This window comes from Kaistia sp. SLG-1, assembly GCF_059699055.1.
The window spans coordinates 2,300,280-2,312,593 of sequence record NZ_AP048544.1; the positions used below are offsets into that span (position 1 = coordinate 2,300,280).

12 protein-coding genes and 1 tRNA gene are annotated in these 12,314 nt (G+C 65.6%); 10 read left to right on the plus strand and 3 right to left on the minus strand.

Annotated features, from left to right (window positions below; genetic code table 11):
- The first annotated feature begins 2 nt into the window (after positions 1 to 2).
- Positions 3 to 1,472, plus strand: a complete 1,470-nt coding sequence (gene ppx / locus AC6HZP_RS10340; protein WP_497526779.1) for an exopolyphosphatase — start codon at positions 3 to 5, stop codon at positions 1,470 to 1,472.
- 77 nt (positions 1,473 to 1,549) lie between these two features.
- Here ppx and rnd read toward each other — a convergent pair whose 3' ends face one another.
- Positions 1,550 to 2,728, minus strand: a complete 1,179-nt coding sequence (gene rnd / locus AC6HZP_RS10345; protein WP_211201075.1) for a ribonuclease D — start codon at positions 2,726 to 2,728, stop codon at positions 1,550 to 1,552.
- A 437-nt stretch (positions 2,729 to 3,165) separates the two neighbouring features.
- Between rnd and aspS the strand changes: the two genes are divergently transcribed.
- From aspS to AC6HZP_RS10360, 3 genes are all read left to right on the plus strand, one after another.
- On the plus strand, positions 3,166 to 4,947 hold the full coding sequence (aspS, locus tag AC6HZP_RS10350; RefSeq protein ID WP_497526485.1) for an aspartate--tRNA ligase: 1,782 nt from the start codon (positions 3,166 to 3,168) through the stop codon (positions 4,945 to 4,947).
- A gap of 120 nt (positions 4,948 to 5,067) precedes the next feature.
- Positions 5,068 to 5,144 (plus strand) — tRNA-Met (locus AC6HZP_RS10355).
- A gap of 210 nt (positions 5,145 to 5,354) precedes the next feature.
- The gene (locus AC6HZP_RS10360) at positions 5,355 to 5,723 is read left to right on the plus strand and encodes a hypothetical protein (protein ID WP_497526486.1); all 369 of its coding nucleotides are present in this window, start codon (positions 5,355 to 5,357) and stop codon (positions 5,721 to 5,723) included.
- An 18-nt stretch (positions 5,724 to 5,741) separates the two neighbouring features.
- On the opposite strand, the gene AC6HZP_RS10365 is transcribed toward AC6HZP_RS10360, so the two are convergent.
- On the minus strand, positions 5,742 to 6,827 hold the full coding sequence (locus tag AC6HZP_RS10365) for a hypothetical protein (protein ID WP_497526487.1): 1,086 nt from the start codon (positions 6,825 to 6,827) through the stop codon (positions 5,742 to 5,744).
- A gap of 82 nt (positions 6,828 to 6,909) precedes the next feature.
- The gene (locus AC6HZP_RS10370) at positions 6,910 to 7,410 is read right to left on the minus strand and encodes a MarR family transcriptional regulator (RefSeq protein ID WP_497526488.1); all 501 of its coding nucleotides are present in this window, start codon (positions 7,408 to 7,410) and stop codon (positions 6,910 to 6,912) included.
- Positions 7,411 to 8,026: 616 nt separating this feature from the next.
- On the opposite strand from AC6HZP_RS10370, the gene AC6HZP_RS10375 reads away from it, so the two are divergent.
- From AC6HZP_RS10375 to AC6HZP_RS10400, 6 genes are all read left to right on the plus strand, one after another.
- Positions 8,027 to 8,500, plus strand: coding sequence for a DoxX family protein (locus AC6HZP_RS10375; protein WP_497526489.1), 474 nt, complete (start codon positions 8,027 to 8,029; stop codon positions 8,498 to 8,500).
- Positions 8,497 to 8,862, plus strand: coding sequence for a hypothetical protein (locus AC6HZP_RS10380; RefSeq protein ID WP_497526490.1), 366 nt, complete (start codon positions 8,497 to 8,499; stop codon positions 8,860 to 8,862). Before AC6HZP_RS10375 ends, AC6HZP_RS10380 begins: the two co-directional genes overlap by 4 nt.
- 57 nt (positions 8,863 to 8,919) lie before the next feature.
- Positions 8,920 to 9,297 (plus strand): hypothetical protein, encoded by a 378-nt coding sequence (locus tag AC6HZP_RS10385; RefSeq protein ID WP_497526491.1) that lies wholly within the window; start codon positions 8,920 to 8,922, stop codon positions 9,295 to 9,297.
- Between the two features lie 203 nt (positions 9,298 to 9,500).
- Positions 9,501 to 10,175 carry a response regulator transcription factor gene (locus tag AC6HZP_RS10390; protein ID WP_201403486.1) on the plus strand — a complete coding sequence of 225 codons (675 nt, stop codon included), beginning with the start codon at positions 9,501 to 9,503 and terminating at the stop codon, positions 10,173 to 10,175.
- Entirely contained in the window at positions 10,172 to 11,539 is a 1,368-nt protein-coding gene (locus AC6HZP_RS10395) for a sensor histidine kinase (RefSeq protein WP_497526492.1), read from the plus strand. Before AC6HZP_RS10390 ends, AC6HZP_RS10395 begins: the two co-directional genes overlap by 4 nt.
- A gap of 125 nt (positions 11,540 to 11,664) precedes the next feature.
- Positions 11,665 to 12,291 carry a stage II sporulation protein M gene (locus AC6HZP_RS10400; protein WP_497526493.1) on the plus strand — a complete coding sequence of 209 codons (627 nt, stop codon included), beginning with the start codon at positions 11,665 to 11,667 and terminating at the stop codon, positions 12,289 to 12,291.
- Positions 12,292 to 12,314 lie beyond the last annotated feature (23 nt).

Consider the following 12,314-nt stretch of genomic DNA (forward strand, 5'->3'; position numbering starts at 1 on the left):
TCATCGACATCGGTTCGAACTCCGTTCGTCTCGTCGTCTACGAGCGATTGAGCCGTTCGCCGATGGCCCTCTTCAACGAGAAGGAACTGGCCGGCCTCGGACGCGGCATCGCCAGCACCGGCAGGCTCAACGACCAGGCGGTCGAGGCGGCGCTCGCGGCGATGCGCCGCTTCATGGGGCTGTGCGAGCAGATGCACGTCCGCTCGGTCCATGTGCTGGCGACGGCCGCGGCCCGCGAGGCCTCGAACGGTCCGGATTTCCTGGCCCAGGTCGAGGAAATCACCGGCGCCGAAGTGGCGCTGCTGAGCGGCCCCGAGGAAGCTCGGCTCTCCGCCATGGGCGTGCTTTCGGGCATCCATGAGCCGGACGGCATCGCCGGCGATCTCGGTGGCGGCAGCCTCGAGGTCGTCGATATCCGCGGTCGCGAGATCGGCCTCGGCGAGACCTTTCCGCTCGGCGGACTGCGTCTCGAGGAGATGTCGGAAAAGACCCTGAAGAAGGCGGAGAAGATCGCCACCGATGCGCTGTCCAGCTCCGCCGTCCTGGCGAAGGGGCAGGGCAGGCCCTTCTATGCCATCGGCGGCACCTGGCGCTCGCTGGCCCGTCTTCACATGCGCCAGAAGGGCTATCCCCTTCACATCATGCATGAATACGCGATCCCGGCGGACGAAGCGCTGGACTTCTGCCGCATGGTGGCGCGGCGCGACGCGGAATCGCTGGATTCGATCGAGGCCGTCTCGAAGAGCCGCCGCCTCCTGCTCCCTTATGGCGCGATCGTGCTCGAGCAGGTCATCCGCGCGATGAAGCCGTCGGTGATTATCCTGTCAGCGCTCGGTGTTCGCGAGGGGCTGCTCTACGACCTGCTCGATGACCGGACCCGGGAAGAGGATCCGCTGATTTCCGCTGCTGACGAGCTTGCGGTGCTGCGGTCCCGCTCGCCCGGTCATGTCCGCGAGCTCGGGCCCTGGACGGGCCAGGCGCTGGCTGCGATCGGCATCGACGAGACGGCGGAAGAGGCGCGATTGCGCACCGCCGCCTGCCTTCTCGCCGATATCGGCTGGCGCGCCCATCCGGATTATCGCGGCGAGCAGAGCCTCAATCTGATCGCGCACGGCTCCTTTGTCGGCATCGACCATCCCGGCCGCGCCTATCTGGCGCTCGCGAACTACTATCGCCACGAGGGGCTGGTCGACGAGCAGATCTCGTCGCGCATCCGCGAACTGGCGACGACACGCCTGATCGAGCGGGCCCGTGCCCTCGGCGCGGCGCTCCGGGTTGCCTATCTCGTCTCGGGATCGATGGCGGGCGTTATTTCGCGCACGCGCATCGAGGTGCGCGGCGACCAGCTGACGCTGGTACTGCCGCCGGACCGGGCGATGCTCGACGGCAGCCGCCTGCAGCGTCGCGTCGCCCAGCTGGCGAAGCTCGGGGGCGCGCTGAAGCCCACGATCGTCGTCGAAAAAACCGGCTAGAGCCGTTCCGGACAAAAAGAAAGCGCCGACGGATCCCGTCGGCGCTTTGAATATTCCAGCCGCTGAATTCGCGACGATCAGGCGGCTTCGATGGCGGGCTTCGGCTGGTTGCCGACGATCGTCACCTTGCGGCCATCGAGCCTGAGCGAGATGTCGCCCCGCTTCAGCTTGAGCGCCTGCTCGCCGAACAGTTCGCGGCGCCAACCCTGCAGCGGCGCGACGTCGGCATTGCTGTCGCCGGCGATCGCTTCGAGATCATCGACCGTCGCGATCACGCGGGCAGCGACGCCGTGCTCCTCGCTCGTCATCTTGAGCAGCACCTTCAGCAGGTCCACCGCCGCACCATTGCCGTCCGAGGCGGGCTTCACCTTCGGCACCTTGGGCAGCTTGTCCTTCGGCAGGTCGACCGCGCGCTTGACGGCGGCGAGGATATCCTCGCCCGTGCGCGACCGCTCGAAACCGCGCGGAATGGTGCGGAGCCGGGCGAGCGCCTCGGCCGTGGTCGGATGCTGCTCGGCGATCTCGTAGATCGCGTCGTCCTTCAGGATGCGGCCGCGCGGCACGTCGCGGGCCTGCGCCTCGCGCTCGCGCCAGGCGGCGATTTCCATCAGTACGGCGAGCTGCAGCGGCTTCTTGATCCGCATCTTGAGTCGCTTCCAGACATTCGCCGGATCGACCTGGTAGGTATCGACCGAGGTGAGGACGTCCATCTCCTCGGCGACCCAGTCGTTGCGGTTCTGCTTGTCGAGCTTCTGCTTCAGCGCCTTGTAGACGTCGCGCAGATGCGTGACGTCGGCGATCGCGTAGTCGACCTGCTGCGGCGTCAGCGGGCGGCGGCTCCAGTCGGTGAAGCGCGAGGACTTGTCGATCGAGTGGCCGGTGATCCGCCCGACCAGCTGGTCATAGCTGATCGATTCGCCGAAGCCGCAGACCATGGCCGCGACCTGGGTATCGAAGATCGGATGCGGGAGGATGCCGCCGAGATGCCAGACGATCTCGATGTCCTGCCTGGCGGCGTGGAAGACCTTCACCACCTGGTCGTTGGCCATCAGCGCGAAGAAGGGCGCGAGGTCGAGACCCGGGGCTTCGGCGTCGATGATCACCGCTTCGTCCGTGCTCGCGATCTGGATGATGCAGAGCTTCGGCCAGTACGTGGTTTCGCGCATGAACTCGGTGTCGACGGTGACGAATTCGAACCGGGATAGGCGATCGCAGGCGGCGGCGAGGGCTTCAGTTGTCGTAATGATATCGGTCATGAAGCTTCTAATAGCGCAGGCGGGGCCGCTTGTCGCGGGGGGCATGGAGCGGAGAGAGCCCAGGCTCCGGCGACGCCGGGCGCCAGGAGAAGCGCCTCATGCATCGACTGCGGGCCTGGGCAATCCGAATCCCGCCATGGCACGCGACGACCGGTTCGTCGCGAGCCAACCGAAAGGGCCGGAGTACATCCGTCCTGACCCGATCGTTCGAGGCGCAGCGCCTTGCGGCGCGCGACCCCGTATGGAGTGGCTGGGATGAGACTTAGATGGGGAGCCTTTCCGCTATTGCAAGGGGAGGGCCAGGAGGGAGAGCAGAGCGGCGCCGTTCTTGACAAAGACTGACCCGCATGTGTTCTTCCGCGCGCGTGCGCATCTATCTTGTCAGCCGGTCTATGCGCATGCCCCGTTGAGCCAGACCAAACTCGGATCCCAGCACCATGCATCGCTATCGCTCCCATACCTGCGGACAACTCCGCGAGACCCATGCGGGCGAGACCGTCCGCATCTCCGGCTGGGTCCATCGCGTGCGCGATCATGGCGGCGTGCTGTTCATCGATCTGCGCGACCATTACGGCCTGACCCAGGTCGTCTGCGACCCCGACTCGCCGGCCTTCAAGGTGGCCGAGGCGGTGCGGTCCGAATGGTGCATCAAGATCGACGGCTTCGTGAAGAAGCGCACGCCCGAGACGGTCAACGCCAACCTGCCGACCGGCCAGATCGAAGTCTTCGCGCAGGAGATCGAGGTTCTGGGCGCGGCCAAGGAACTGCCGCTGCCGGTGTTCGGCGAGCCGGAATATCCGGAGGACATCCGCCTCAAGTACCGCTTCCTGGATCTCCGCCGCGAGACCCTGCACGCCAACATCGTCAAGCGCACCCAGATCATCGCCTCGATGCGCGAGCGCATGACCGAGATCGGCTTCCATGAGTACACGACGCCGATCCTGACCGCGTCGTCGCCGGAAGGCGCGCGCGACTTCCTGGTGCCGAGCCGCATCCATCCCGGCAAGTTCTACGCCCTGCCGCAGGCGCCGCAGCAGTTCAAGCAGCTCCTGATGATGGCCGGTTTCGACCGCTACTTCCAGATCGCGCCCTGCTTCCGCGACGAGGATCCGCGCGCCGATCGCCTGCCGGGCGAGTTCTACCAGCTCGACCTCGAGATGAGCTTCGTCACCCAGGAAGACGTCTGGGACACGATGGAGCCGGTGCTGCGCGGCATCTTCGAGAAGTTCGCCAACGGCAAGCCGGTGACGCAGAAGTTCCGCCGCATCCCCTATGACACGGCGATCCGCACCTATGGCTCGGACAAGCCCGACCTGCGCAACCCGATCGAGATGCAGGCCGTCACCGAGCATTTCGCCGGTTCCGGCTTCAAGGTGTTCGCCCGCATGATCGAGGCCGATCCGAAGGCCGAAGTCTGGGCGATCCCGGCGAAGACCGGCGGTTCCAGAGCCTTCTGCGACCGCATGAACTCCTGGGCGCAGGGCCAGGGCCAGCCCGGCCTCGGCTACATCTTCTGGCGCAAGGAAAACGACGTCCTCGAGGGCGCAGGCCCGGTCGCCAAGAACATCGGCCCGGAGCGCACCGAGGCGATCCGCGTCCAGCTCGGCCTGGAGGATGGCGACGCCGTCTTCTTCGTCGCCGGCGATCCGTCGAAGTTCTACAAGTTCGCGGGTGATGCGCGCACGCGCGTCGGCACCGATCTCGATCTCGTCGACAAGGACCGGTTCGAGCTCTGCTGGATCGTCGACTTCCCGTTCTACGAATGGGACGACGAGACCAAGACGCTCGACTTCGCGCACAACCCCTTCTCGATGCCGCAGGGCGGAATCGACGCGCTCAACGACCAGGATCCGCTGACGATCAAGGCGTATCAGTACGACGCCGTCTGCAACGGCTTCGAGATCGCCTCGGGCTCGATCCGTAACCAGCTGCCGGAGACGATGGTCAAGGCGTTCGAGCTGGTCGGCCGGTCGCGCGAGGATGTCGAGCGTGATTTCGGCGGCCTCTACCGCGCCTTCCAGTACGGCGCGCCGCCGCATGGCGGCATGGCCGCTGGCGTCGACCGCATCGTCATGCTGCTCTGCGGCGCGCAGAACCTGCGCGAGATCACGCTGTTCCCGATGAACCAGCAGGCGGAAGACCTGCTGATGGGCGCGCCGAGCGATCCGACGCCGAAGGCGTTGCGCGAGCTGCACATCCGCCTGAACCTGCCGACCTGATCGGCGGGGGATGCCCGCGAGCCTGTGGACGACGGCGAATAGTTCTTTAGCCGGGGTTCACAAGGCGGGGGTGTCCGTCTATACACCCCCTCACGCGACGCCGACAGGCGCCGCGCGTGACGCGGGGTGGAGCAGCCCGGTAGCTCGTCAGGCTCATAACCTGAAGGTCATCAGTTCAAATCTGGTCCCCGCAACCAGCACTACAAAGAACCCGCCTCTCGGCGGGTTCTTTCGTTTTGGCCGCATATTGCGGCGCGGTCGCCGGCGTCCGCTTTTGCCGCTGGTCCGGTTGGCGCGATATCGCCTGACAAATCGCCGCGCGATCGTGTAGGCTCGGTTGCAAAGTGGCTTTCTGCGCAAGCCATTCGTGAGCTTGCGATCGGCAACAGGCAAGTTGGAGCACGGAAATGCGCAATCCTGTCCGGATGTGGATCTGGTCCAAGCTCGCATGGCCGGCCTTGGAGCATACGCGGCCCGTCGCGGCCGTTCTTGCGCTGGGGATCCTTTCCTGCGCTTTGCCGGCGCGGGCCGCGCCGGTATCGTTCGCGGATTTCCCTGTCGTCATCTTCTGCGAATTCAGCGGGTCGACGAGCGCCTACTATTTTTCGCGGCTGTCGGATGGCAAGGCGATCTATCTGACGCCCGACAGGCAAGCCGGCGTCATCACGATCGACGGCGAGGCGCAACGCATCGGCGGCGAACGGGCCGGAACCTGCCTGGACAAGACGCTCAAGGAACTGCGGGCCTCCGGACAGGCGTTCGATCTGCGGAAGTGAAACGGCGGCCTTCCCGCGCTAGTCGCCCGGACAGACCAGAGTCACCTTGACCGTTTCCTTGCCGGTGGCCGACAGGCCGCCCTGGGCCAGGATCTTGCCGAAGGCCATTTCCTTGACGTCGCGGGAGAGATTCGTCTCCGTCCGCACTTCCTGATCAGCAAAGTAGGCCCCCTTGCCGACTTCCTGCTGCGGTCGCATCGACATGCCGTGGCCGCCCCGGCACGTGATCTTCACGTCGCCCGGCGCGCTGGTGGACTTGCCGGCCAGATCCATGGTCAGGCCGTCGGTCTGCAGGGTCATGTCGATATTGGTGTTGGTCTGCCCCGACGAGGTGCAGGTCATGCCGGCGAGCCGCACCTTGTCGATCCGGACGACCTGCACCCCCTTGCCGCTCAGCGACCATTCGTCCGAGCCGGGGGAGCTCTTGCCCTTCAGCCGGATCGGGCCCGTATCGTACGAATAGGTGACGTCGAATTGCGGCGCCTGGATCCGTGGCTTCATGTGCGCCTCTACGGTCATCTCGCCTTCGTCGAGCACCTTCTTGAGCAGCTTTCGCAGGGCGGCGGCCTGCTCCGTGTAGCGGGCGACTTCCTCGGCCGCCATCTGGCTCGGCAGCCGCTTCCAGTATTCGCTCGCGCCCGCCGCCTGGCATTCGGACCTGTGCGCGGCCTCATGCGCGAGATTGATGTCGGCGAGCTCCTTGCACTGGGAGCCCGATTTCAGGGCGTCGAGGTCGCGCGCCGACTGCTCGCAGGTGCCGAAGGGCATGTTGATGTTGGCGGGGCCGGAATAGCCTTTGACCTGCGGATGGGGGAGGGTGAAGCCGCTCAGGATCGTGTTCCGCTCCCGGATCGAGCGATCGTAGATGTTGACGTCGGAATCCGGGTGGGTCGGCCGCTTCTTGGCCTCGATCAGCGGCGCTTCGACGGCGTCGAGCTTTCGCTGGATTTCCTGCTGCAGCCGGATCAGGGCCTCGGCGTTGCGGAGTTCCTGCTGGATGGTCTCGAGATGTCGACAGGAGCAGGCGGCCCCGTCGGCGAAGGCCGCGGATGTCGGGATGACGACGACGAGAACGGATGCGATGGCAGCGAAACGCTTCAGCATGACCTCTCCCTGGGTGCTGGAAGAGCTCATGCCTATGGACGAAGGCCGGAGGGATCAAAGCGGATTGGCTGCAATTTGACGCCTATTTTCCCGCGCTCGCCCGGATGGGGTCATAGACGTAGCCATGCCTGCGCGCGATTTCCTTGCGCGCCTGCAGGAAGATGCGGCCGATCTCGAAGAGGCGCTGGGTCGGCATCAGCAGCAGGCGCCGGCGATCCTTGGGGTCGGGACTGCGCACCAGCGTGCCTGACGCCACCATGTCGTCGATGTGGCGGGTGATCGTGACGTCGCTGGTGAACGCCTCGAAATAGGTCGCTACCTGCTTCACGGTCAAAATCTCGCCCTGCAGCCATTTGTGGCCGATCAGGGTGAAGATCATGTCGGCCTCGAAGATGCTCCGCCACGGATGCTTGAGAAAGCCCTGCTTGATCATCTGTCGGCGGAACTCGGCCCGGTATTCGAGCCAGGACACATCCGACGCCAGCAGCGCGCGCTGTTCCGGATCGAGGGCGACCTCCGCATGATCCTCGATCTGCAGCACGTCGTCGAACACCTCTCTGGGCGTGATCTCGGTCTTGTTCATGAAATGGAGTTCCGATCGTCAGGAGAATGGCCAATCTATGTTGCGGCCATACAGGTCTTGCAACGTCCAGCTGTGAACGCGGTCACACCTCATCCTTCGGATGACGCAGCTGCCGTTCGGAACTCGCGTCGGGAAATAGCAGAAGAATTGTAGCTAATTGCCTCTTCGGTCCTGCGAAGGGGTTCGCTAATGCTCGGCGAGGTCGTTCCTTCGAGCCGAACTTGCCGAGACGGGCAGGGGCGAGGGCGGCCTGCACGGCATCCGCACCCGGCCTGACGGCCGGAGCGGGGCGCCAGACACACAATCGATCCCTATCACCCTTCGGGCGCGCCAGCGCCCGTCGCCGGCGGAGCCTTGTCTTCGGCCGGCCAAAGCGGAGCAGGCAATTGCAGGACAGAGTTTTGGATTTTTTTCGGCCGGTCGCCGTGACCCGGCGGCGCGGGCGGCGGTGGCGGGGACGCGCGCTGCAATCGTTCGACCGGCGGCGTCTTCAGGTCCGGTCGATCCGCCAGGCCGGGCTCGGCGTCAGCCTCGGCCTCTGAGGCCTGCGGAACGCGCGAGGGAGGTCCGCGTGCCGGCCCCTGCAATCCAACCAACAACAACGGACAAGAGAACGATGAGCCTTGAAATAGTGAAGGATATCCGCCCCGAGAGCGAGGTCGCGCCGTCGCCGCGCCTGTCGAGCCAGCTTGCCTCTGTGCTGCGCATGGCCTGGGTCGGCTATGTCGTCCGGGGCATTTTCACCTTCATGTTCTGGTCGAGCGGGCTGGCGAAGCTGCTCGACGTCGAGGCCGGCCTCGCCGAGATGCGGCATTTCGGGCTGGAGCCGGCGGTCCCGTTCTACGCCGCGACCGTGGCCATTCTGCTCGGCGGGTCGCTTCTGGTGATCCTCGACCGCTGGACATGGCTCGGCGCGGGCATTCTGGCCGTCTTCACCGTTCTGACGATCCCGATCGCGCATGGCTTCTGGACGATGGAGGAGCCGCTGCGGACGCTCGAGTTTCATGTCGTGATGGAACACATCACCGTGGTCGGTGGCCTGCTGGTCGTCATCTACGTCTCCGCGACCCGGAAGGCGGCGGCATCATGAAGACGATGGGGATCCTGACGGCTGCGCTGTGCCTGCTCGCGGCCGGCTGCACCAGCGATGCGCGGATGGGGGCGCTCAAGGCCGACATGGCCGGGCGCCAGGCGGCGGCCGAAGTGGCGGCCAGCCGTCCCGGCGCGACGGCGGAGGATCGCGAGCGCGCGCGGGGCTATGCCTCCGCGCAATCGTGCATCGACCAGATTCAGGCGCATGGGAAGGCCGCGCAGGCGACGCATATGGCGACGACGGGCGCGCTAGCCGCCGTCAGCTTCGCAGGACCGGGCGGCGCGCTGGCCGCCCGCGCGCTTGCGCCGGTCGGCGCGGCGGCGTCCCGCCAGGCGCCGTTCAGCGTCGCCTGCTACTAGGCCGGGCGAGACCCGGCTGTGTCTTCCACCACTGAGGTCGCTAACTTGAGCAAGCACTTGAACGGCTGCATCTTTCAGGGAGCGTTCCTTCTCCCGGCGATCATCGGCATGGCCGCATGCCAGAGCGCGCCATCCAACTTCCAGGGTTCGAATTTCTCGAATGAAACGAGGGCCCTCGAAAAACAGCTGAACGCCGAGTCGATGGCCTTCGGCGCCGCTCAGGGCGCGACCAGCCTCGCGGCTTCGGCGGATCCGACGGGCCTTTCCAGCTTCGTCAAGGCGCCGGTCGCGCTGGCCGCGCGCAACGCGCTGGCGAAGAGCGCCGACGCGCGCATGGATGCCCAACTGGCGCGCGACGAGCAGGAGCTCTACCGCCGCTACGGGATGAACCCCGACGGCACGCCTTCCGGCAAGAAGCCGGCGGGCCGCGATTGAGAGGCGCTTCCAGCCCGCGACCCGCGGGCAGGTTCCCCGCAGAGAACTTGCGAAAGCCCCGGCCTTGCTGCCGGGGTTTTTCGTTTTGCGATTACCTCCGTTCGCGCGCCCAACGCGATTCCCCGGAATTTCGCGGCCGGCGCGCCGCAATGTTGCTGCAACCGTCAGCCTTTAGGTCGGGTGAAAACCTGGAGATCGAAAGAATGCGGCTTCTTCTCGTCGAGGACGAACGGCAGATGGCAGAAGCGCTGACTGCGGCGCTGATGCGCTACGATATCGTCGTCGACCACGCGCCGACGCTGGAGTACGCGGAAGATGCCGTTATGGACGACCTGCACGACGTCATCGTGCTGGATCGGCATCTGCCGGACGGCGACGGCCTCGCCTTGCTGCCGCATCTCCGGTCGATCCAGTCGACCGTGCCCGTCATCGTCCTGACTGCGCTCGGCGCGCTCGACGAGCGCATCCATGGTCTCGACATGGGCGCGGACGACTATCTCGCCAAGCCTTTCGCCGTCGAGGAATTGCTGGCGCGCATCCGCGCCCTGCTCAGGCGGCCGTCCGCGCTCGTTCCGATGACCGCGCGGATCGGGCGGCTCGAATTCGACCTCGGCAACAGCCAGGCCAGGATCGAGGGCGCCCCCCTCGATCTGACGCGCCGGGAGATGCTCGTGCTGGAAGCGCTCGTGCGGCGGCAGGGGCGCACGGTTCTGCGGTCGGAGCTCGAAGACGCGGTCTACAATTTCGACGAGGAAATCCAATCCAACGCGCTCGATTCGCATGTGTCGCGCCTGCGCCGGAAGCTCGCCGACGCCAATTCCGGCGTGGAGATTCACGGAATTCGCGGCGTCGGCTACCTGCTGAGGACGGCCACGTGAAGCTGTGGTCGCGCCATTCGCTCCGGGGACGCCTGATCCGCCAGCTGCTGGCGCTCCAGGCCGGCATCATCCTCATCATTGCCCTCGGGCTCACCCTGCTGATCGTCTACGGGGACCTTGGCGGCATGGTCGCTGACCCGAAAACGGTCGAGGTCGCGTCGCGCGCCGCGTCGCGCGACAAGGATGGCCGTCTGGTCGTGCGGGAAACCGACGAGCTGAAGGCCATGACCGCAAAGGCTCCGACCTACTGGTTCCTTCTGCGCAGCCCGACCGGGGAGGTACTGGAGTACGGTCCGGTGCCGGACTTCTACCGCCTGCTCAACGACAATATCGACCGCCTCGACTTCATCGACATCGATATCCGGGACAAGCTCTCGCCGTATGCCCTGTCCGGACTGGGGCACACGACCGATGGTCCGGCCGGCCCGCTCTATGTGCTGTCCGGCGGCGTGCCGCTGATGAAGGTCGGCTTTGTCCTGCTGGTCCTCTCCAGCTTGCTGCTGTCCGTGGTGCTCGTCCTGGTGACGCTGATCGTTCTGTTCGCCATCCCCTGGATCGTCGGGCGCGCCTTCCGGCAGTTGCAGACGGTAGCGGGGGAGGCCGAGCGCATCGACATCGACCGGCGCGGTGGTCGTCTGGCGCAGACCGGGGTTCCCACGGAAGTGCTGCCGCTGGTGCAGGCCATCAACGCCGCGCTCCAGCGCCTCGATCACGGCTACGAGCAGCATCGGCGGTTCATTCTCGACGCCGCGCATGAGCTGCGCACGCCGATCTCGATCCTGCACACGCGCATCGAGACCATGCCTCCCGGCGCGATGCAGACGCGACTCTTGGCCGATGTCGGCCGCATCGCTGCGCTGGCGGAGCAGCTGCTCGACCTGCAGCGGCTCGATCGCAAGAACGAGACCTTCACGCGGGTCGACCTCGTGACGCTCTGCGAGCGCGTCGCGGCGGACCTCGCGCCGCTCGCCATCGCCTCGGGCTACCATCTCGCGCTCGATACCGACGAGCGGCCGGTCTTCGTCACGGGATCCCCCGGAGCGCTGGAACGCGCCATCGTCAATCTCGTCCAGAACGCGATCGAGCATGGCGGCCAGAGCGGCGGCATCACCATTCGCGTGGCCCGGAGTGGATTCGTCGAGGTGTCGGATGACGGCCCCGGTATTCCGCTGGAGGAACAGGAGCGGATCTTCGAGCCGTTCTATCGCCTGCATCCGCGCGAGCGGGGCGCGGGTCTCGGCCTCAACCTCGTCCGCGAGGTGATGCGGCACCATGGCGGCTATGTCACCGTGCTCGACAATCCGAACGGAGGCGCCTGCTTCCGGCTGAGCCTGCCGACGGACACCTCCGGATCTCGTGGATAGCTATGCAATATTTCGAAGGGTAATGGTCTAGATTGTCGCGTTCATGACAGTCTGCAATGTAGGGGCAATCTTCCAGCGGTATTGGTGACAAGTCATCAAGATACACCGCTGGAAGGAAGCATGCGTTGATTGCCCACATCTGTAACGCTCTTTCGATTATCAAGGAGCACAGGCGGGCGTTCATCGTCCTCAATATTGCGTTCTACGGTCTGTTCGCGATCTCGATGATCGTTACGCTGTTCATTCCGGAGCTGCATGAAACCGCCAAGCTGGCGATGTTCGAGGTGCTTTCGCAACCCGGCTACATGAAGGCGGGGGCGGATGCCTATGCCGGCGGCCACCTGTTGCTGGCCATCGGACTCACCTTCATCACCAATCTCGGCGTCTCAGTGGTCCTGACGACGCTGCCCTCGTTCGTCGTTCCGTTTTCCGGCATCCTGGCGACGTTGCATCGGGGCGCGCTGTGGGGCGTCCTGTTCGCGCCCATCGGTCCCTTTCGCGGCACGCTGATCCCGCATTCGCTCACCCTCCTGCTCGAAGGGCAGGCCTATGTGCTCGCGGCGTTCGCGGCTTATGTGCAGGGCCAGCTGATCCTCCGGCCCCGCCACTATGGCATCGGATCTCGCTGGGAAGGCTACAAGGCCGGCGCCGTCACGGTTGCCCGGATCTATGTCCTCATCGTCCTCGTCCTCATCGTCGCCGCCGTCTACGAGGGCTACGACGTGATCTATCTGGCTCCCTACTTTCGCTAGACCGGCCGGCCGACGGCGTCGCG

Excerpts from the sequence above, each read along its gene's own strand:
- AC6HZP_RS10375 (WP_497526489.1), top strand. The coding sequence starts at position 8,027 with ATGAGCCTTGAAATAGTGAAGGATATCCGCCCCGAGAGCGAGGTCGCG.
- AC6HZP_RS10370 (WP_497526488.1), bottom strand. The coding sequence starts at position 7,410 with ATGAACAAGACCGAGATCACGCCCAGAGAGGTGTTCGACGACGTGCTG.
- aspS (WP_497526485.1), top strand. The coding sequence starts at position 3,166 with ATGCATCGCTATCGCTCCCATACCTGCGGACAACTCCGCGAGACCCAT.
- AC6HZP_RS10360 (WP_497526486.1), top strand. The coding sequence starts at position 5,355 with ATGCGCAATCCTGTCCGGATGTGGATCTGGTCCAAGCTCGCATGGCCG.
- AC6HZP_RS10390 (WP_201403486.1), top strand. The coding sequence starts at position 9,501 with ATGCGGCTTCTTCTCGTCGAGGACGAACGGCAGATGGCAGAAGCGCTG.
- AC6HZP_RS10365 (WP_497526487.1), bottom strand. The coding sequence starts at position 6,827 with ATGCTGAAGCGTTTCGCTGCCATCGCATCCGTTCTCGTCGTCGTCATC.
- AC6HZP_RS10380 (WP_497526490.1), top strand. The coding sequence starts at position 8,497 with ATGAAGACGATGGGGATCCTGACGGCTGCGCTGTGCCTGCTCGCGGCC.
- rnd (WP_211201075.1), bottom strand. The coding sequence starts at position 2,728 with ATGACCGATATCATTACGACAACTGAAGCCCTCGCCGCCGCCTGCGAT.